The organism is Thiovibrio sp. Mzg5 (assembly GCF_055379285.1).
Map to the genome: position 1 here is coordinate 997,622 of NZ_AP022872.1, position 19,162 is coordinate 1,016,783.

Below are 19,162 nucleotides of genomic sequence, written 5' to 3' on the forward strand. Positions count from 1 at the left end.
AGTTGATGCAGAAAATAATTAGAATCGGCACCAGGGCAAGCCTGCTGGCCCTGACTCAATCCACCTGGATCAAAGGTCTGATTGAGGCCCGTTACCCGGAAACCTCGGTTGAACTGGTGAAGATCATCACTAAGGGCGACAAGATTCTCGATGTGCCCCTGGCCAAGGTGGGCGGCAAGGGGTTGTTCGTCAAGGAAATCGAAGAGGCTCTGCTCAAAAACGAGGTGGATATCGCGGTCCACAGCATGAAGGATGTGCCTGCCGAACTGCCCGAGGGGTTGCACATCGGCATCATCACCAAGCGGGAAAACCCGTTTGACGCCTTTATCTCAAACAAATGCACCACCTGCCGCGAGCTGCCCCTGGGCGCCAAAGTTGGCACCAGCAGTCTGCGGCGTAAATCCCAGCTTGCCAATATCCGGCCCGATCTGGTCATTGAAGATCTGCGGGGCAATCTGGACACCCGGCTGCGCAAACTCGACGAAGGCCAGTACGATGCGATTATCCTGGCCGCCGCCGGTCTGAACCGTTTGTCGCTCAGCGACCGGGCCAAGTCTTTTTTCACGGAAGAAGAGATGCTGCCTGCCGTGGCCCAGGGCGCGGTGGGCATTGAATTGCGCCATGCCGATGCGAAGCTGCTGGCCGGGCTGCTGTTCATGGACCACCAGGAAACCTCTCTGGCGGTTCGCGCGGAACGCGGCTTTCTCCACCGGCTTCAAGGCGGTTGCCAGGTGCCAATCGCCGGGTTTGCCCGGGTTGTCGGGGGCAAGACCCTGGAAATGACCGGGCTGGTCTCTTCCGTAACCGGAGAAAAAATGGTGCGGCTTGAATTGCGCGCCGATACCACCGATCCCGAGGGGTTGGGGGTGCGGCTGGCGGAAAAGCTGCTGGCCGAAGGCGGCAGAGAGATCCTTTCCGAGGTTTACGGCCACGAGATGCAATAAGACGCTTACCATAACCGGGCGCCACAACCAAAACCGGCCTGGCCGGTTTTTTTATTGAGAAGAATTATGACAGCACACAGCGACAAAAAGACGACACGTTCCAGAGGCAAAGTCTATCTCATAGGCGCAGGCCCCGGCGACCCCACCCTGATCACGGTGAAGGGGCTGGAGCTTCTTAAACGGGCCGAGGTTCTGGTCTATGATTATCTGGCCACCCCCAAGCTGCTCAAGTTCGTGCCCAAGGATGCCAAGCTGATCTACGCCGGAAAAAAAGGCGGCGAGTGCCACGCCCATACCCAGGAGGAGATCAACCAGATTTTGGTGGATCATGCCAGCGCCGGCAAGATCGTGGTGCGGCTCAAAGGCGGCGACCCCTTCATCTTCGGCCGGGGCGGAGAGGAGCTTGAAGAGCTAGCCAAACACAACATCGCCTTTGAGGTGGTGCCGGGGGTGACTTCGGCCACCGCCGCCGCCACCTATGCGGGCGTGCCCATTACCCATCGGGAGTACACCGCTTCGGTGGCCTTTATCACCGGCCACGAAGACCCCACCAAGGAAACCTCCAATATCGCCTGGGACAAGATTTCCACCGGCATCGGCACCCTGGTCTTCTACATGGGGATCAAGAACCTGCCCTTTATCACCGAAAATCTGATCAAGCATGGCCGTGACCCGGAGACCCCGGTGGTGGTGGTGCGTTGGGCCTCCACCCCGATCCAACAGTCTGTGGTCGGCACCCTGGCCACCATCGCCGAGGTGGTCAAAAAAGAAAAGATCAAGCCGCCTGCCCTCATCGTGGTGGGCGAGGTGGTCAAGCTGCGCGATACCATCAACTGGTTCGAGAAAAGGCCGCTGTTCGGCAAACGTATCCTGGTGACCCGGACCCGCGAACAGGCCAGCGAGCTGGTTCGCCTCTTGGAAGATCAGGGGGCGGACTGCGTGGAAGGGGCCACCATCGCCTTGGCGCCGCCGGACAGCTGGGAGCCTTTGGATGCGGAATTAAACCGGCTGGGCGATTACCAGTGGCTGGTCTTTACCAGCATCAACGCCATCCGCTTCTTCTTTACCAGGCTTTTTGAACTGGGCATGGACTGCCGAGCCCTGGCCGGGCCAAAGATCGCCGTGGTCGGCACATCCACGGCGGAGATATTGAAGGAATACGGCCTTGCCGCCGATCTGGTGCCCGAGGAATTCACCGGCGAGGGTTTAGCCGCCAGCATGGTGGCGCAGGGAGTCAAGGGCTGTAAAGTGCTGCTGCCCCGCGCCAAGAAGGCCCGGGAGGTTCTGCCGGAGATTCTTGAGGAGAACGGGGCTGAGGTGGCGGTGGTGCCGGTGTATCAGAATGTCCGGCCCAAGGATTATGATCTGGTGCGCCAGGAATTGGCCGAAGGCGGGATCGACATGGTCACCTTCACCAGCTCGTCTACGGTAACCAACTTTTTGGAGATGCTGGGGCCGGAGCGGGATAGCCTGCTGGCCGGGGTCAAGGTGGCGACCATTGGCCCGATCACCGCGAGAACCGCAAAAAAGGCCGGGCTGACCATCGACGTGCAGCCAAAGACCTATACCATCCCGGCCCTGGTGGAAAGCATTCTTGATTTTTACGAAAAATAGCAGGAGCCAGCCGTCGATTATGTTTGTTTCATCTTTGAGCTGATCGGCTGGCTCCTGTTTGCTGCCCCTTCTGGTTCGGGGAACACCCCCCGGGCCTCGTCTTGCATCCCGAGGCCCAATCCGAGTCCGAGCATCGCGGTGGCTATCATCTGCACAAGATGAAAGATTCCATTGTGGTCGAACTGGAAGAGCAGGCGAGCCGAGACATGGCTCGCCTGCAACCCCGCGGCCAAGAGATTGAGCACAATGGCGGCGGCAACGACTCCGGCCCCTTTCAACCGGCCAGTGGCGGCAAGACGCCAGTAGATTGCCAGCGCACTCACCATCACCATCGCCTCGTAAACGACGAAGAGACCAAACCCCCCGCTAAAAAACTGGGTCAAGCCGAAAAAGGCGACTCCCACCCCGATGCTCCAGGGGATGAGGCGCCTCGCTGCTGTTCGCCCTTGCCAGTCATAAATAGCCCCCACCATGAACAGCGCCACGAGAACGCCCAAACTCAGGTACAGCGGCAGCCACAGCGCGGCTCGCGTGGAACTCGGCAGCATGAGGCCATGCACCACAGCCCCGAGAAGGGCCGAAAGCGCCAGGAGGCCGAAGACCCAGGACCACAGCCTGGCCCGCCAATGACCCACTGGCGCCGCACGTCGCAGGCAGACCATGATCACCAGGCACTCCATGGTCAGCAGGGCATCGGTGACGCCTGTGGTCAGCTCGGTGGGCGACTCAGTGAGAAACACGGCAAGCTCCTTGCTTCAGCGCGATCGCCACGGGTAAACTAGGCAATCTTGTCAAAAGCCTTTTTGTTGGCCCCGCACACCGGACATTTTTCCGGGGCCTCGCCCTCGCAGGTATAGCCGCACACCGAACAGACATGAAAGTCTGTCTCCTCCTTGCTGTCCAAACTGTCCAGAGCCTTCTGGTACAGGGCGGCATGGATTTTCTCCACCTCATTGGCATAGCTGAAGCTGCGCTCGCCTGCCTTGTGCCCTTCTTCCTTGGCCGCGGCAATCATGTCCGGATACATCTCCTGAAACTCATGGGTTTCCCCGCCGATGGCCTCTTTGAGGTTGGCGGCGGTATCACCGATGGCCTTGAGTGCGCGGAGATGGGCATGGGCGTGGATGGTTTCCGCGTGGGCTGCGGCGCGAAACAGCCTGGCCGCCTGCCTGAATCCTTCCTTGTCGGCCTTATCGGCAAAGGCCAGATACTTGCGGTTTGCCTGCGATTCCCCGGCAAAGGCCGCCCAAAGATTCTTCTCGGTTTTAGTCATGCGGTTTCTCCTTTTTCTGAAGGTTGTGGTTGTGACTGCCTGGCTCCGAAAGGGATGCGGCACAAAAAAACAATGGCTGACTATGACAAAAAAGGCTTTTAAAAAATACTATTCATGGGTAAATACGTACGTTTTTCCAAAAGGACAGACCCAGGCTGTGGAGCTGTCACTACCTGCAAACTATTCGCCAAAATCAAGGAAAACGCCATGAAAAAAATGATCCTTCTTCCCGATGAAGATCGCGTCACCCAATGGTACAACGTCATGACCGACATGCCCGGCGGCATGCCTCCTCCCCTGAACCCTGCCACCAAACAGCCGCTGACCCCGGACCTGATGGCGCCCATCTTCCCCATGGGGCTGCTGGAACAGGAGATGAGCGACAAGCGCTGGATCGATATCCCCCAAGAGGTCCAGGATATCTGGTCCATCTGGCGCCCCTCCCCCCTGGTGCGCGCCAATTTTCTGGAAGAAAAGCTGGGCACCAAGGCGAAGATCTATTTCAAGTACGAAGGGGTCTCCCCTTCTGGCAGCCATAAAACCAACAGCGCCGTGGTCCAGGCCTATTACAACAAGCGGGAAGGCGTCAAACGCCTGGCCACCGAGACCGGGGCCGGCCAGTGGGGCTGCGCCCTGGCCTTTGCCGCCCAGAAGTTCGGCCTGGAGTGCAAGGTGTACATGGTGCGGGTTTCCTACGACCAAAAACCGTACCGTAAATCGATGATGAACACCTACGGCGCGGAGATCGTGGCCAGCCCCAGCCCGGATACCCCCACCGGACGGGCCATTCTGGCCAAGGATCCCAAGAGCAACGGCTCCTTGGGGATCGCCATTAGCGAAGCCTTGGAAGACGCGGTTTCCCGCGAGGATACCAAGTACGCCCTGGGTTCGGTCTTAAACCACGTCTGCCTGCATCAAACCGTGATCGGCCTGGAGGCCAAGAAGCAGTTGGCCCTGATCGGCGAGACCCCGGATGTGGTCATCGGCTGCTGCGGCGGCGGCTCCAACTTTGCCGGCTTGGCCGCGCCCTTCCTGCCCGACAAGCTGGCAGGCAAGAATATCCGGTTGGTCGGGGTGGAGCCTGCCTCCTGCCCCTCGCTCACCAAGGGCATCTATGCCTATGATTTCGGCGATGTTTCCGAGCGCACCCCGCTTCTTTACATGTATACCCTGGGCCACGATTTCATGCCGCCGGGCATCCATGCCGGAGGGTTGCGGTATCACGGCATGTCCCCCATTGTCAGCGCCATGCTCCGGGAAAATCTGATGGAGGCCACGGCTTTGAATCAGGTGGAATGCTTTGAGGCCGGGGTGCTTTTCGCCCAGACCGAGGGGATCATCCCAGCGCCCGAGTCCTGCCACGCGGTGCGGGCGGCGATCATCGAGGCCACTAAGGACCTGAAGGAACCCAAAACCATCCTCTTCAACCTTTCCGGCCACGGCCTGCTTGATCTTTCCAGCTACGACAAATACTTCGCCGGAGAGCTGCAAAACTTCGAGTATCCCGCCGAGGCAGTGGCCGAGGCAAAGAAGCACCTGCCGAAGATCTGAGCCTGAAACTGATCATGGCAATCCTGCGCGTCGCATCCCTGCTTTGGCAATCGAGGGGAATGCGGCGCGTTTTTTTTCTCGGCCTGTTTGTGTCTCTCGCCCTGCCCGGTTCGCTCTGGGCCGGGGCAGGTCAGTCCCTGGAAACTCTGGTGGAAAACGGCGGCCTCATCGTCACCAGAAACGGGGCTATTATTTACGAACAGAACGCCGACAGCCAGTTCATGCCGGCCAGCGTGCAGAAAATCGGCACGGCCCTGGCCGCCATCCAGATTCTTGGCAAGGAGTACCGCTTCAGCACCCGGTTTTATCTCAACAATGACCAGGACCTGTACATTCAGGGGCTGGCTGACCCGCTGCTGGTTTCCGAAGAGGTGGCCAAGATCGTTGCCACGCTCCGCAGCCGCGGCCTTTCCTCAATCCGCAACCTCATTGTTGACGACAGCGGTTGCCGGCTTGAGAACGGAACCGACGGCTCCACCAACACCCTCAATCCCTACGATGCCCAGAACAGCTGCCTGGCGGTGAACTTCAACACCATCAATCTTATCAAAGGTGCGGACGGCAGCGTGCGCTCCGGCGAAGAGCAGACCCCTACCCTGCCGCTCATGCGCGAGCTGGCGCAAGGGCTTCCACCCGGCAATCACCGGATCAATGCCACGGCCATTGGCAATCAAAGCCTGCGTTATGTGGGGGAGTTGTTCGTTGCCATGTTCAAAAAACAAGGGGTGACGGTGCGCGGGGAGATCATCCCCGGCCCGGTGCCGGAAGGGCTCAAGCCGCTGTACGAGCACGCCTCAAGCAAGAGTCTGGACGAGGTGTTGACCGGACTGCTCAAGTATTCCAACAACTTCATCGCCAACCAGCTTTTCCTGGCCATGGGCGCCAAAGAGTACGGCTGGCCCGCCACCTGGGACAAGGGCCAGCGGGCCATGACCGGATTGTATCGCAACAAGTTGGGGCTTTCAGAAAAGGATATCGTGGTTCGCGAAGGTTCCGGCCTCTCCCGACAGAACCGGGTGACGCCCAGAGGGATGCTCGTCATTCTGGAGGCATTCAAGCCCCATGCCGGGCTGCTCCCCTTTGAGAACAACTGCCTGCGCAAATCCGGCACCATGACCGGGGTGTACGGGTATGGAGGATATTTTGCCGGAGTGCACGGGCTGGACAGTTTTGTCCTCCTCCTCAACCAGCCGAAAAACACCAGGGATCAGGTGCTGGAGCTGCTTGGTGCCCTGCACGGGGCCAAGGGGAGGCGCAAGGACTGATATTTGCAAAGATTGGTTGTTACCGGCCGATTTCAGGGGAATTGCGCATCGTATCGCACCCTGATTACGTCTTTGTTAATACAGATATCGTGGATGCCGACCAAGGCGGTTTTGTTCTTGGTTTGATTTATTGCCTCAACCGGCCCCTGGGATACCTTGACAAATTTAACGATATCGTTGAGATCAAAGCAAAAATCCGACCCATTATCCATCGGCGAGAACACCACATATTCATCGGTGCTTTTCTTGCCGATCTTGCCGAACAGGTAGCGCGGGGATTCACTTGACGGGAAGATTGATTCGATTTGGACTTTCATCTTGCTCCTTTTTTCTGGTTAACATTCAAAGGGGAGACAATAGGGTCCTTCAGATTATAATCTAAAATTCTTATCTGTAAAAAATATTTGGCGCGGTGCAACTTATAACCTGAAATGCGCCCTCCTGTGGCTCCTCCGGAATACTCAGATCTCCATCCCAGCATAGGTCGCAATGATCTCCTGCCTGCGGAAACAATCCATGCTGTGATCGTTCACCATGCCAATGGCCTGCATATGGGCATAGCAAATCGTGGAGCCCACGAATTTAAACCCTCGCTGGCGCAGGTCCTTGCTCATCGCCTCTGATTCCGGGCTGGCTGCCGGGTAATCGTTTAGCGTTCTAATTTCATGCACCATCGGCCTGCCCTCAACAAACCGCCACATATAGGCGGCAAAACTGCCGAATGCCTCCTGGACCTCAAGAAACCTTTGGGCGTTATTGATTGCGGCAAGTATTTTCAGCCGATTGCGGATAATGCCGGGATTGCCCAGAAGCGCTGCCACCTGATGTTCGTCATATCGCGCCACCTTTTCCGGGTCGAAGTGGTCAAAGGCGAGGCGATAATTTTCCCGTTTGCGCAGCACGGTGTACCAACTCAACCCTGCCTGGGCACCTTCCAAGGTGAGGAATTCGAACAAGCGTCGATCATCGTGAACAGGAACACCCCATTCTCGGTCGTGATAATCAAGGTAATCTTTTTTGGTGAGATCAACCCAAGGACAACGGCTAACCTGTTTTTGCATCAGTTCCTCTCATTACTTGCAGAAAAAATTCAGCGAACCCATACGGTGCGGCTGAGATCGGCCTATTAAGGAGCTGTCTCCGGAATTCCCGAAGGTTTAAGGGGAGATATTTGGCGAAACAAAACGAGCGCAAAATGGGGCCGGAGCCCGCGACAGCCAGCACAAGTTAGACCTTTGTATGGGGAAACCGTGAAAGCCAGCCCGGTTTACTCGGCATTTTCTTGGTAAAATGATTAATTATCCCTTTTACGGTAAGATGCGGTGCGGGAGTAAGAAACAAAGCCTTCCAAACTGTATCCACTTCAGCACCAGATGATTTGCGGTCCTCGGTTTTCATATGAATGAGACGATCTCTTGTTGTCTTGAGTTGCTTGTAGCCTTGCCAACTACGTGAGCCTTTTGGAGAGGAGCATTTCAAGACTTCTGGCAAAACAGATGTGAGTTTCTCGTCAATGGAGATATAACGCTCGATGTTGGATTTGTTCGTCGCCTCCAGCACGATACTACTCCGTGCGTGGCGAGCATAAACAAAATCTTCAGAGATGGACTCGTTAACAAATGCTTCCAATGCTGTGAACGCCAAGACAACCGCTTCAATCATTCTTTCAAGGTAGTCGAAGGCTTCCTGGTCTGATTGGAACCAGACTTCAGATAAAAGAGGCTTATCTATATTGTTCGAGTTTCGGATTGCACGGGCGGCAGCGAATGCGTTTGCTGATGAATTTAGCAGTAACGCAGTAGCGTTCGGCAACGGGAGAGTAAGTTGCTTCTTCTTTGTGAGCTGAATGACTGATGAGACAGTGAGGCGCGATCCCTTGGGTACAAGTTGTCCTGTCCAAGGATTCGCCCAATCTTCCGTCAAGCGAGCAGTGGCATGCAAGCGCCAATCATCATCGACGGAGTCGGATATTGGTGCCAGTGGCTTCATAAGACCCAAACAGTGTAATAAGTTGATTTCCACATATTGCGATCCTATGGGATAGGATACGGGAAGTCAAAAGAAAAACAAGACTGAATTCCCCTCGCCAGGGAACTCTCCTATTCCCGCTCCAGCCTCACCATGGTTTCCTGATGGGCGGTTTGCGGAAACATGTCCACCAGCCGGACTTCGGCCAGCCGGTAACCGGCCTGGATAAGCCCGGCCAGATCGCGGGCCAGGGTGGCGGGGTCGCAGGAGATGTAGATGATCTGCCGGGCGGCAAGGCCGGGCAGCAGGGGAATGAGTTCGGCGCAGCCGGAACGGGGCGGGTCGAGGAGAAGGCAGTCAAAGGTGGCCTTTTCAGCGAGCAGACGTCTGGCCGCCTTGGTGGCGCTTTCCTGGCTGAACCGGCAGCGGTCGGCAACTCCTGCTGCCTCGGCATTGCGCACGGCGCTGCGGATGGTGGAGCGCTGCATGTCCATGCCGGTCACCTCCCAACCCTGCATGGCCAGGGGAAGGGAGAAATTGCCCATGCCGCAGAAGAGATCCAGTGCCTTACCGGGCTGCATCTCCCTTGTCCACTCGAGCAGCAGTTTGATGCAGTTTTCGTTCTGACCGAGATTCACCTGACAGAACCCCCCTGGTTCCAGGCCAAGGGTCAAGGGCTGACCGCACAGCTCACCAGGCAGGGAAAACTCCACCCGCAGCTCGTTGGGCTGAACCTCTCCTCTCTCGGTGAAATACGGTCCCTTGGCCTGGCCTTCCACGCTGAAGATCACTGCTTCAAGCTTGGGCAACGTCTGACATAAGAGTTTGGCCCCCTGGTGCTCGGCGGGCCGGGTTTTTCTGGTGTAGTGGATGAGCAGGATGACCGAGTTGTGGGCGGGATTTTCGAGCAGCTCGATGGCCGAGGCCAAGTTCATAAGGGACTGGAACGGTCTGCTCTTTAAAAGCTCGGCAAGCACCGAATTGATGGCCTCTCCGGCCAGGGGGCATCGGGAAACAGGGATCAGGCTGTGGCTCTGGCGGCCGAAATACCCCACCACTCCCTGCGCCACCTGTAATCTAATCCGTTGCCGGTAGCCAAAGGGCTTGGGCGAGGCCAGGGGTGTGCTCAAAATTTCGGGGAGAGCTTCCTCCCTACACAACCCGGCCCGACAAAGGGTTTCCCCAAGGATTCCGTTTTTCAAGCGGAGCTGCTCGTCGTAGGTGGCGTGCTGGAAATCGCAGCCGCCGCAGGTGTCGTACACCGGGCAAACGGGAGGTATCCGGTGCTCCGAGGGCACAAGCACTTCCAAGAGATCCGCTTCCTGGTACTGCTTGTGCTGACGGCGCAGCCGAACCCGCACCTGTTCCCCAGGCAGCACGCGCGGCACCATGACCACCTGGCCATCGGACAACCGCCCCAGGCCAAGGCCACCCTTGATTACCTTGTCAACCGTGAGTTCCACGGATTTGCTCATCGGCTACTCCGCAATAATTCCCTCCCCCCCGGAGTCTGCGCTTACCTGGCGGGGGAGGGTTAGGGTGAGGGGGAATCAGCCATGAACCCGGCAGGTTGCAGCTTCACCCACCCCCCAGCCCCCTCCCGTCGAGGGAGGGGGAGTCAATAACGAACAAAAATGCCGGTACAGGGCACTGCCCCATACCGGCATTTGAGGGGCAATCATCCCCAATAAAACCTAATAGTTTTTATCCGCATAGGCGAGCCAACCGCCTGCTTCCACGAGATTTTTGTCGAACTCGTTCAGGTTAAAGGAGATAACTACCTTCTTGCTGCCCTTGGCAGTGAGCGTGCAACCGGCCAGATCCACGGTAATCTCCGCCGCCTCACCAAGGCTAAAGAGGGTCTCGATGTCCTTTTTCGGCAACTCGATGGCCAGCATGCCGCAATTGTACATGTTCTGCCGGAAGATGCGGGCAAAGCTTTCGGCGATGACCACGTTGATGTCGTTGACCTCAAAGACCCAGACCGCATGCTCCCGGGAGGAGCCGCAGCCGAAATTGGCCCGGGTGGTGATAACCCCTTTGCCCTCGATGTCCTTGCGCGGGTCAAAGCCCCCGAGCTTGAGATCTTCGAGGATATAGGGCTGCAGGGCCATTTTGGTGTTTTCGGTCAGGTACTTGGCCGGGATGATCTCGTCGGTATTGATATCGTTTCTGTCAAGAAACAGCGCTTTGCCGCCAAACTCTTTCATTATTATTCACTCCATTGAAGTTGGAATTGGTTGCCCTTAGAGGAGCTTTCGCGGGTCGGTGATATGGCCCTGCACCGCAGTGGCCGCAGCGGTGAGCGGACTCATCAGGTGAACGATGCCGCCCTTGCCCATCCGGCCGTTGAAATTCCGGTTGGTGGTGGAGGCGCAGATCTCGCCTTCGGCCAGAACCCCGTTGCTCATGCCCAGGCAGGCGCCGCAGGTGGGGTTGGTCACGCAAAAACCCGCCTCCATGAAGATGGCGATGAGCCCTTCTTCCATGGCCTGGGAATACACCTTGGGCGTGGCCGGAGAAAGGATGCCGCGCACATTGGCGGCGATCTTTTTCCCTTTGAGGATCCGGGCCGCGGAGCGCAAATCCTCGATGCGGCCATTGGTGCAGGAACCGATGTACACCTGATCCACCGGAGTACCCTCCATCTCGGTGACGTCTTTCACCTCGTCGGGCTTGTAGCCGAAGGTCACCTGGGGCACCAGCTTGGACACGTCCAGGCTCATCTCCTTAACGTATTCGGCATCGGGGTCGGAATGCCATTTGCTGAAATCCTGCACCGCCAGATCAATGGATTCGTACTGATCCTTGATAAACGGCCAGAGGTATTTGGCGGTCATCCGGTCGGGCAGGCAGATGCCGCAGGTGGCCCCGGCCTCGATGGCCATATTGCACAGGGTCATCCGCGCTTCCATGCTCATGGATTCCACCACCGGGCCGACAAATTCCATGATCTTGTCAGTGGCCCCGTTCACCGTCAGTTCTTTGATGATAAAGAGGATCACGTCCTTGGCCGAGACGCCGTCCTGCAAAGTGCCGGTGATGGTGATCCGCATGGTTTCCGGGGTGCGGAAGGAGCAGACCCCCTTCAATATCCCCACCTCCAGATCGGTGGTGCCGACGCCTGCGGCAAAGGCGCCGAAGGCCCCGTGGGTGCAGGTGTGCGAATCACCCATGATCACCGTGTAGCCGGGGCGGACAAAGCCCTTTTCCGGGAAGAGCGCATGGCAAACCCCGTTGGCGCCGATGTCGAAAAAATCCTGGATCTTGTGGCGCCGCGCCCAGTCGCGGAGGATTTTACCCTGGGTGGCGGTTTTCGAATCCTTGGAAGGCGTGACATGATCGATGACCGCCTTGATCTTGGTGGTATCAAAGACCCGATCCATGCCACGGGCCTCAAGATCGGTGATCGCTATGGGGGTGGTGATTTCGTGGCACATGACCACGTCGATATCTAGGATGACATTTTCAGCGGTGGGAGTGTCACGCAGATGCGCGGCGAAAATCTTTTCAGTTATGGTTTTACCCATTGTTTATGAGCCTCCGTGCAGGGGGATTTATCAGAAGTATTTTTTTGGCGGGGATTGCGCCCACGGTAAAAAAGTTTTTTACCACATACCAGCATCCCTTAGCCACGATAAATGACAAATCCCGCCCTAAAAAATATCGGAAATCTCAAGGAAACCCTGTTTTTTCGTACTTTGCGTTTGACCGGAGTTGCCTGGCTGTATATCATGCTTCGAACCCGGATATTTTGCTAGCAAACGGTCGAAATTCTTTTCAGGATACAGCAGGCATATGCCACGAAAAAAGACCAGTAAACCTGACCAGCAGTTGCCTGCTTCCCAAGCCGATAGCCAGCAGACTATAGAGCTGATTCTCGCCATTTCCCGCGATGAGTATGGCGAAGTCCCCCCCCGCCTTGCCGCGCTTTTTTCCGATGTGGCCGATCTGTACGCCGGTCGCTGGCCGAGCCACGAAGCCTGCGCCGTCACCTATCATAATTTCAGTCATGCCCTGGATGTCTGCCTTGCCGCCGCCCGCATGCTCTCCGGCTGGAACAAGGTGGAGCAGGCGCAGTCCCTGGACGAGAAATATTTTCAAATTGGCATGGCCGCAGGCCTTTTCCATGACACCGGCTACATCAAGGACAAGGGCGACCATGCGGGTCTGGGCGGCAAATTCACCTTGGTCCATGTCGGGCGAAGCATGGAGATTGCCCGGGAATACCTGACCAGCAAGCAGTGGCCGCCGGATGAGGTGGAGGCGGTTGCCCGGATAATCTCCATCACCGATTACACCAAAATACCGGATCTCGCCGCCCTGTTTAAGGACAGTCGGCTCAAGGCCATGGCGCAGATGGTGGCCACCGCCGATCTGGTCGCGCAGATGGCGGACATCGACTATGTCCAGCGGATCGACGACCTGTTTGCCGAGTTTGAGGAGGTTTATGAGTTTGAAAACCGTGAGGATCTGGCTAAAAAAGGGACCAAGGTCTACAAGACCGTGCAGGAAATCAAAGACGGCACCATTGCCTTTTACGAGCAGTTTGTCGTGCCGACCCTTGGAAATCTTGGCCGCATGGACCGTTACCTGACCAGGTTTTTCGGTGACGGCAGAAACCCGTATCAGGAAAACATCACTGCCAATCTTTCCGGTCATCTCATGGATGTCCGTTCCCAGTGGCGGCGACTGGGCGATATCCTCACCGACCTGGGGCTGGCCTCCAACGAACAGATCACCAGCGCCCTGGCCCGGCAACAGACCCTGGCCGGGCAAAAAAACAATTCCGCCAAAAGCTTCAATGCCCTGCTCCGTGAACACCTGCTGCCCTGGTTCTCAGCCCGAGCCCAGGAAGGACGCTGCCTGGGCGATATCCTCATGGAGATGCAGGCGGTGGAGCCGAAATCGCTGGCCAAGGGGTTGCTGGCCCAGATGCTCCCCGATTCCCTGTATGAATCGCTTTCTCCCCGAGAATTGCATTTCCTGCTCCAGGCCGCCATCCTCTTGCAGAATATCTGTAAAGGCCCGTGGATTCTGGGGGTGGTGTTGGAAATGGCCAATGAAATCCTCGACTGCGAAGCGAGCTCGATCCTCATCGCGGATCTTGACGAAAAAGAGATGCTGGTTGCCCTGCCCACCGGTCCCAAGAAAAATGTGGTCTACGGCAAGGGGATTGCCATGGACAAAGGGCTTTCCGGCTGGGTCTATCGCAACGGCCAGCCGGCGCGGGTGAGCAATGTCAGCGTCGACGCCCGTTTTGACAGCGGCATGGACAAGAATATCGATTTCGTAACCCGCTCCATCCTTGCCGTGCCTCTGCATGTGAACGGGGAGTGCATCGGCGCGGTGGAAGCACTGAACAAAAGCGACGACAATTTCACCACCCACGACATGAATGTCCTGGCCATCCTGGCCAATATGCTGGCCAATGTCATGGTTGGTGTTTTATGCATCCAGTCAAACCATTGAGCACCCTTTTTCAAATGAAAATTTTCTTCTCCGCCCTGTTGGCCCTGGTCATTGCCCTGCCCGCTTCCGCCCTTGGCGCCCAAGGAATCAGCATCGACGGCAAGGTGAAATACCCCCAGGATTTTCGCAAGTTCGACTATGCCTCCGACAAGGCGCGGAAAGGCGGTCAACTGGTGCTCCACGATTTGGGCAGCTATGACAAGCTCAACCCCTTTACCCTCAAGGGCACAGCCCCGGCCGGCTTGGACGAGTTGGTCTTCGAAACCCTTGCCGTGCCGAGTCTGGATGAACCGTTCGCCTCCTACGGTCTGATCGCCAAGGATATCGTGCTGGCGGAAGACAAGTTATCCGTCACCTTCACCATCCATGAAGAGGCCCGTTTTTCCGACGGTGCACCCATCACCCCGGAGGATGTGAAGTTTTCCCTGGAAACCCTCAAAAGTCCGGCGGCAAGCCCTTCGTACCAGATCTATTTTCAGGACATCACCTCCGCCGAGGTTCTTGACCAGCACCGGGTCCGGTTCCATTTTGCCCAGCGTAACCGCGAACTGCACATGATCGCCAGTCAGCTGCCGGTATTCTCCCAAAAATTCTATACCACCCACCCCTTTGACGCTCCGGACATGACGCCCCCTGTCGGCTCCGGCCCCTATCTGATCAAGGAGGTCATCCCTGGCAAATCCATCACCTATGTCCGCAATCCCCAGTACTGGGCCAGGGATCTCAATGTGCGGCGCGGGATGTTCAACTTCGATACCATCACCTACAAATACTTCAAGGATCAGATCGTGGCGGTGGAGGCCTTCAAGGCCGGGGAATTCGATTTCATGCCGGTCAATATCGCCAAGCAGTGGGCCCGCGATTTGGACGGCCCCAAGTTCAAGCGCGGCGAACTTGCCAAGGAGACCCTGCCCCACAAGAATAACGCCGGGATGCAGGCATTTGTCTTCAACCTGCGCAGGCCGGTTTTCAAGGACCGTCTGGTCCGTAAGGCCCTATCCCTTGCCTTTGATTTCGAATGGACCAACCAAGCCCTCTTTTTTGGCCAATATACCCGCTGCGACAGCTTTTTCAGCAACTCGACCATGCGGGCCCAGGGGCTGCCCGCAGGCCTTGAGCTTTCCTATCTTGAACCGTTCCGCACCACCCTGCCCCCGGAGATATTTACCACACCGCCCTCCCCCTTCAGCACCCAGCCTCCGGCCAGCCTGCGGAGCAACCTGCTCCAGGCAAAAAAAATCCTCACCCAGGCAGGCTGGACCGTGAAAAACGGGGTGCTCACCAACAGCACCGGCCAAGCGCTGGAGTTTGAAATCCTCCTGGTCGGCGCGGGTTTTGAGCGGGTGATGGAGCCCTACATCAACAACCTGAAAAAGCTGGGGGTGCTGGCGCATTCGCGGGTCATCGACCCGGCTCTGTACATCCGGCGCATGGACAACTTTGATTTCGACATGACGGTCAATGTCTTTGGCCAGGCCCAATCTCCGGGCAATGAGCAGCGCAATTACTGGTATTCGGCCGCAGCGGACCGCAAGGGTTCCCGGAACCTTATCGGCATCAAGAATCCGGCGGTGGACCAACTGGTGGACCGGATCATCTACGCCCAAACCCAGGAAGAACTCACCGCCGCCTGCAAGGCCTTGGACCGGGTTCTCTGGTACGGCTATTATGTGGTGCCCAACTGGTATCTGGCCCAACACCGGGTCGCCTATCGCACCATCTTCGCCAGGCCCGAAACCCTGCCCCTGTATTACTCGCCTTCCCAGGCTCTGATGACCTGGTGGTTGAGGCAGGAAAACCGGCCCCGGCAATAGCCATTTTTTAAAAGCGTATTGAGCAGTGGTGGGGTAAAATGAAAAAAAGGGCTTTTATTGTAATTCACTCCTTGTAGGGCCTTGATTTTCATTCCATGAAGAAAAAAAATATCCTCTTTGCGCTCCTTGCGCTATTTGTCTTTTTTTCTTTTTCTGCCCAGGCCCGGCAGCCCGAGGAACAGAAACCTTCCGAGAATTCCAGGATTCTCGTGATCCCAGGCACCGGTGACAGCCAGATTCTTCTGCACAAGCTCGCCCAGCTCTACACCAAGAAACGCCCCGGAATCACCGTGGAGATTCCGGAAAGCATCGGGAGCGGCGGCGGCATCAGATCCGTCATCACCGGGAAAAACGAGATTGCCAGGGTGGCCCGCCCATTAACGGAAAAAGAGAGCGGTCAGGGCCTCAAGTCCAAAATCTTTGCCCAGGCACCCATTGTTTTTGCGGTCAATCCCGGGGTTGCCGGGGTGGAAAACCTTTCCCAGGAACAGATAGTCGGGATCTATTCCGGCAAGATCCAGCAGTGGGATACCCTGGGCGGGGTGGGCAAGATTTATGTGATGAGCAGGGAGGAGGGAGATTCTTCCCGCACCGTGCTCGGCAATCTCATCCCGGGCTTCAAAGAGATTTCCGTCCCTGCCGGGGCAACGGTGTTTTCCACCCCCGAGGCCGTGCAGACCCTGCTGGTGTCGCCAAACACCATCGGTTATCTGCCTCTGCCCGCAGCGCTCGGCACCGGACTTAGGCTGCTACGGGTACAGGATGTGACCCCATCCGCCGCCAATGTCCGGCAGAAAAAATACCAGCTTGTCACCCCCTTTGCCCTGGTGTGGAAAGAGACCCTCTCCCCGCAGGCCCAGGATTTTCTTGATTTTCTCTCAAGCCCGGCCGCGAGAAAGCTCATGCTGGAAAATGGCGCCATCCCTGTTGAGTGAGACTATCTGACCAATGCGCATCTCCATATTCAAAAAAATATTCATCAGCCAGCTTGCCCTGATTATCTTCGCCTCCGGCGTTATTTCTCTGGCCAGCTATTTTTTCATGCTCCGGCTGTACAACGAATCCCAAGATAATATGCTGCGGGTTATTTCTTCGTCAACAGCCACGAAGATCGCTACAAACATTGCCCAGCATAAGGCAACCATCAAGGAAATCGCCGAGGCCAGGGAAATAGCCCTGTATGCCCAGAAATATCAGGAACTCCTTTTGACCAAACACCTGGCCCGTTATCAGGAGCAGTTCCCGGTTCTCAGCTATGTGGACAAGGAGGGGAACCAGGCGTTTCGCCTGGTCAATGGCCATGCCAGCGAAGCCTCTGAAAATCTCCTCGGCCAGAAGGTGTTCGGGGCAGCCCTCGCCGCCCCGAATCAGGCAATTCTCGGCGATGTTGTTCTGGACCCTGTTTCGCAAACCCAAGTATTGCAGTTTGCCTACGCCAGGATAGACTATTTTGGCGACCAGTTCCTCGGCCTGATCCTTGGACAAACGCCTTTGGCCCAGGTAATTACCCCTGCCGGCAGTTGTGTTTCCCAAAAAAGCGGGTTCTGCCGGGTTGTGGCCCCTGACGGCAGGATCCTGGGCGACCCCGAGCCCAAAAACATCATGAAAAATCTGGTTATAACCAATCAGAATCTTGGTCAGCTTTTCGCCAAAGCCGCAGCAGAGCCCCGTGGACAGATTTATCACACCATGCTTAATGGTGAGGATTGCTATTTTGCCGTCACCCTGATCCCGGACACCCCCTGGCTGGCGATATCGGGGCTAACTTCCCCGCAATACACCGCAGTGCCCATACTGTTTCGGAACTTTTCCATCCTTCTTTTTCTTGGTCTTCTGCTCCTGGCGGGCATCTCCACTTTTTTCCTCGCCCAGTCCATCACTTCTCCGATCCAGAAACTTGCCCAGGCTAGTATCGCCATGGCCAAAGGGGATTTTGCCCAGCGGGTTGCCGGGGGTAATGATGAAATAGGCGACCTGGCCGAGTCCTTCAACACCATGGCGGAAAAACTCGGGATCGCCATGAACCGGGAAAAACAGATTCTGGCAGCGGAAGCCTCCGCCCGGCTGAACGCCGAACTTGCCGACCAGCACAAGACGGAATTTCTGTCCAAGATCAGCCACGAACTGCGAACCCCGCTCAACGCTATACTCGGCATGTCCGAGCTGCTGGCGGATAACAACCTGTCCGGCAAACTGCCGCCAGAACTGGCAGCCATCAAGGAAGCCGGCCAAAACCTGCTCCAGCTCATCAATGGCATTCTCGATTTTTCCCGCCTGGAAAACGGCACCATGCACCTTGCCCCAGCCCCCTTTGATCTCTACGGTATCCTGGGCAGGCTGAAGAAAAAATACGAACCCGCTGCCAAGGCCAAGGGGATCACGCTCCTCTATACGGAACCGGAGGCGGTTCCCACCACAGTGGTAGGAGACGAAGCCCGGATCTTCCAGGTCCTGGAAAATCTGCTGGACAACGCCATTAAATTCACGGAACATGGAGAGATCTCCTTGCGGGTCCGTCCTCTTGGCCTCAAGGCCATAAACGACCAGCACATCATCCATCTCCGCTTTGAGGTCGTTGACACGGGATGCGGCATTCCCCTCGAACAGCAAGGGGCTATGTTTGAGTCATTCAAGCAGTTTGATTCTTATGCCACCAGAAAGACAGGCGGTCTCGGGATTGGCTTGACCCTTTCCCTGCAGCTCATCGAACTCATGCATGGAAAAATCGGCATGAAAAGCGAGCCGGGTAAGGGCAGCACCTTTTTTGTGGATCTGGATCTGCCGGTGGCCAAGGAAGAGACAGATCCCGTAGCCTTAGAGGTAAGCACGGCAAGAGTCGCAAATGGGACAACGGATCAACACAGCAGGGGGAAAGCCATGAATATTCTTGTTGCGGAAGATAATCCGGTAAACCAGAAGCTGTTGCGCCTCATGCTCGAGATGCATGGCCATAATGTACTGGTGACCCCCGATGGCAAGGAGGCCGTTGCCGTCTACCAGAGCGACGAAATCGACCTCGTCCTGATGGATGTGCAGATGCCTGGGATGAACGGCTTTGAGGCAACGACCACCATCCGGGAACTTGAAAAAAATACCGGCACCCATGTGCCGATCATTGCCGTTACCGCCCATGTCATGCCGGGTTATAAGGAAGAGTGCCTCAACGCGGGCATGGACAACTACCTGGCCAAGCCCTTTCGCATGCAAGAGCTCTTCGCCATAATCGATGAAACCCTTGCCCAATTAAATACTTCGGCGTGA

The 19,162-nt window shown here is 56.7% G+C and carries 16 protein-coding genes; 8 read left to right on the forward strand and 8 right to left on the reverse strand.

Annotation, left to right across the window (positions count from 1 at the left end; all coding sequences use genetic code 11):
- Positions 1-5 precede the first annotated feature (5 nt).
- Together hemC and cobA are read left to right on the forward strand one after the other, a co-directional pair.
- Positions 6-944, forward strand: a complete 939-nt coding sequence (hemC, locus tag ACZ46D_RS04480; protein ID WP_464928836.1) for a hydroxymethylbilane synthase — start codon at positions 6-8, stop codon at positions 942-944.
- A gap of 66 nt (positions 945-1,010) precedes the next feature.
- On the forward strand, positions 1,011-2,558 hold the full coding sequence (cobA, locus tag ACZ46D_RS04485) for a uroporphyrinogen-III C-methyltransferase (protein ID WP_464928837.1): 1,548 nt from the start codon (positions 1,011-1,013) through the stop codon (positions 2,556-2,558).
- A gap of 17 nt (positions 2,559-2,575) precedes the next feature.
- Here cobA and ACZ46D_RS04490 read toward each other — a convergent pair whose 3' ends face one another.
- Together ACZ46D_RS04490 and ACZ46D_RS04495 are read right to left on the reverse strand one after the other, a co-directional pair.
- Positions 2,576-3,298, reverse strand: a complete 723-nt coding sequence (locus tag ACZ46D_RS04490) for a DUF6962 family protein (RefSeq protein ID WP_464928838.1) — start codon at positions 3,296-3,298, stop codon at positions 2,576-2,578.
- Positions 3,299-3,336: 38 nt separating this feature from the next.
- The gene (locus ACZ46D_RS04495) at positions 3,337-3,831 is read right to left on the reverse strand and encodes a rubrerythrin family protein (protein ID WP_464928839.1); all 495 of its coding nucleotides are present in this window, start codon (positions 3,829-3,831) and stop codon (positions 3,337-3,339) included.
- 207 nt (positions 3,832-4,038) lie between these two features.
- On the opposite strand from ACZ46D_RS04495, the gene ACZ46D_RS04500 reads away from it, so the two are divergent.
- Together ACZ46D_RS04500 and ACZ46D_RS04505 are read left to right on the forward strand one after the other, a co-directional pair.
- Complete coding sequence (locus ACZ46D_RS04500; protein ID WP_464928840.1) at positions 4,039-5,382, forward strand: TrpB-like pyridoxal phosphate-dependent enzyme; 1,344 nt, start codon at positions 4,039-4,041, stop codon at positions 5,380-5,382.
- Positions 5,383-5,396: 14 nt separating this feature from the next.
- Positions 5,397-6,647, forward strand: a complete 1,251-nt coding sequence (locus ACZ46D_RS04505) for a D-alanyl-D-alanine carboxypeptidase/D-alanyl-D-alanine-endopeptidase (protein ID WP_464928841.1) — start codon at positions 5,397-5,399, stop codon at positions 6,645-6,647.
- Positions 6,648-6,679: 32 nt separating this feature from the next.
- Here the strand turns inward: ACZ46D_RS04505 and ACZ46D_RS04510 are convergent, their stop codons facing one another.
- From ACZ46D_RS04510 to ACZ46D_RS04535, 6 genes are all read right to left on the reverse strand, one after another.
- On the reverse strand, positions 6,680-6,964 hold the full coding sequence (locus ACZ46D_RS04510; RefSeq protein WP_464928842.1) for a hypothetical protein: 285 nt from the start codon (positions 6,962-6,964) through the stop codon (positions 6,680-6,682).
- A gap of 144 nt (positions 6,965-7,108) precedes the next feature.
- Positions 7,109-7,708: a DNA-3-methyladenine glycosylase I gene (locus ACZ46D_RS04515; RefSeq protein WP_464928843.1), complete on the reverse strand. Its 600-nt coding sequence runs from the start codon at positions 7,706-7,708 to the stop codon at positions 7,109-7,111.
- Positions 7,709-7,874: 166 nt separating this feature from the next.
- Positions 7,875-8,669 carry a hypothetical protein gene (locus tag ACZ46D_RS04520; RefSeq protein WP_464928844.1) on the reverse strand — a complete coding sequence of 265 codons (795 nt, stop codon included), beginning with the start codon at positions 8,667-8,669 and terminating at the stop codon, positions 7,875-7,877.
- Between the two features lie 77 nt (positions 8,670-8,746).
- On the reverse strand, positions 8,747-10,090 hold the full coding sequence (gene rlmD / locus ACZ46D_RS04525) for a 23S rRNA (uracil(1939)-C(5))-methyltransferase RlmD (RefSeq protein WP_464928845.1): 1,344 nt from the start codon (positions 10,088-10,090) through the stop codon (positions 8,747-8,749).
- A 219-nt stretch (positions 10,091-10,309) separates the two neighbouring features.
- Positions 10,310-10,825, reverse strand: coding sequence for a 3-isopropylmalate dehydratase small subunit (locus tag ACZ46D_RS04530; RefSeq protein WP_464928846.1), 516 nt, complete (start codon positions 10,823-10,825; stop codon positions 10,310-10,312).
- Positions 10,826-10,861: 36 nt separating this feature from the next.
- Positions 10,862-12,145: a 3-isopropylmalate dehydratase large subunit gene (locus tag ACZ46D_RS04535; RefSeq protein WP_464928847.1), complete on the reverse strand. Its 1,284-nt coding sequence runs from the start codon at positions 12,143-12,145 to the stop codon at positions 10,862-10,864.
- A 268-nt stretch (positions 12,146-12,413) separates the two neighbouring features.
- Between ACZ46D_RS04535 and ACZ46D_RS04540 the strand changes: the two genes are divergently transcribed.
- The 4 genes from ACZ46D_RS04540 to ACZ46D_RS04555 all read left to right on the forward strand — a co-directional run bounded on the left by ACZ46D_RS04540 (position 12,414) and on the right by ACZ46D_RS04555 (position 19,162).
- Positions 12,414-14,087 carry a GAF domain-containing protein gene (locus ACZ46D_RS04540; protein WP_464928848.1) on the forward strand — a complete coding sequence of 558 codons (1,674 nt, stop codon included), beginning with the start codon at positions 12,414-12,416 and terminating at the stop codon, positions 14,085-14,087.
- A 14-nt stretch (positions 14,088-14,101) separates the two neighbouring features.
- The gene (locus tag ACZ46D_RS04545) at positions 14,102-15,901 is read left to right on the forward strand and encodes an extracellular solute-binding protein (protein WP_464928849.1); all 1,800 of its coding nucleotides are present in this window, start codon (positions 14,102-14,104) and stop codon (positions 15,899-15,901) included.
- A 95-nt stretch (positions 15,902-15,996) separates the two neighbouring features.
- Entirely contained in the window at positions 15,997-16,836 is an 840-nt protein-coding gene (locus ACZ46D_RS04550) for a substrate-binding domain-containing protein (protein ID WP_464928850.1), read from the forward strand.
- 13 nt (positions 16,837-16,849) lie between these two features.
- The gene (locus ACZ46D_RS04555; RefSeq protein WP_464928851.1) at positions 16,850-19,162 is read left to right on the forward strand and encodes a hybrid sensor histidine kinase/response regulator; all 2,313 of its coding nucleotides are present in this window, start codon (positions 16,850-16,852) and stop codon (positions 19,160-19,162) included.

What these genes read in the sequence shown, in the direction of transcription:
- ACZ46D_RS04495 (WP_464928839.1), bottom strand. Translation starts at nt 3,831, where the DNA reads ATGACTAAAACCGAGAAGAATCTTTGGGCGGCCTTTGCCGGGGAATCG.
- ACZ46D_RS04515 (WP_464928843.1), bottom strand. Translation starts at nt 7,708, where the DNA reads ATGCAAAAACAGGTTAGCCGTTGTCCTTGGGTTGATCTCACCAAAAAA.
- ACZ46D_RS04550 (WP_464928850.1), top strand. Translation starts at nt 15,997, where the DNA reads ATGAAGAAAAAAAATATCCTCTTTGCGCTCCTTGCGCTATTTGTCTTT.
- ACZ46D_RS04510 (WP_464928842.1), bottom strand. Translation starts at nt 6,964, where the DNA reads ATGAAAGTCCAAATCGAATCAATCTTCCCGTCAAGTGAATCCCCGCGC.
- ACZ46D_RS04530 (WP_464928846.1), bottom strand. Translation starts at nt 10,825, where the DNA reads ATGAAAGAGTTTGGCGGCAAAGCGCTGTTTCTTGACAGAAACGATATC.
- ACZ46D_RS04505 (WP_464928841.1), top strand. Translation starts at nt 5,397, where the DNA reads ATGGCAATCCTGCGCGTCGCATCCCTGCTTTGGCAATCGAGGGGAATG.
- cobA (WP_464928837.1), top strand. Translation starts at nt 1,011, where the DNA reads ATGACAGCACACAGCGACAAAAAGACGACACGTTCCAGAGGCAAAGTC.
- rlmD (WP_464928845.1), bottom strand. Translation starts at nt 10,090, where the DNA reads ATGAGCAAATCCGTGGAACTCACGGTTGACAAGGTAATCAAGGGTGGC.
- ACZ46D_RS04535 (WP_464928847.1), bottom strand. Translation starts at nt 12,145, where the DNA reads ATGGGTAAAACCATAACTGAAAAGATTTTCGCCGCGCATCTGCGTGAC.
- ACZ46D_RS04500 (WP_464928840.1), top strand. Translation starts at nt 4,039, where the DNA reads ATGAAAAAAATGATCCTTCTTCCCGATGAAGATCGCGTCACCCAATGG.
- hemC (WP_464928836.1), top strand. Translation starts at nt 6, where the DNA reads ATGCAGAAAATAATTAGAATCGGCACCAGGGCAAGCCTGCTGGCCCTG.
- ACZ46D_RS04540 (WP_464928848.1), top strand. Translation starts at nt 12,414, where the DNA reads ATGCCACGAAAAAAGACCAGTAAACCTGACCAGCAGTTGCCTGCTTCC.
- ACZ46D_RS04545 (WP_464928849.1), top strand. Translation starts at nt 14,102, where the DNA reads ATGAAAATTTTCTTCTCCGCCCTGTTGGCCCTGGTCATTGCCCTGCCC.
- ACZ46D_RS04555 (WP_464928851.1), top strand. Translation starts at nt 16,850, where the DNA reads ATGCGCATCTCCATATTCAAAAAAATATTCATCAGCCAGCTTGCCCTG.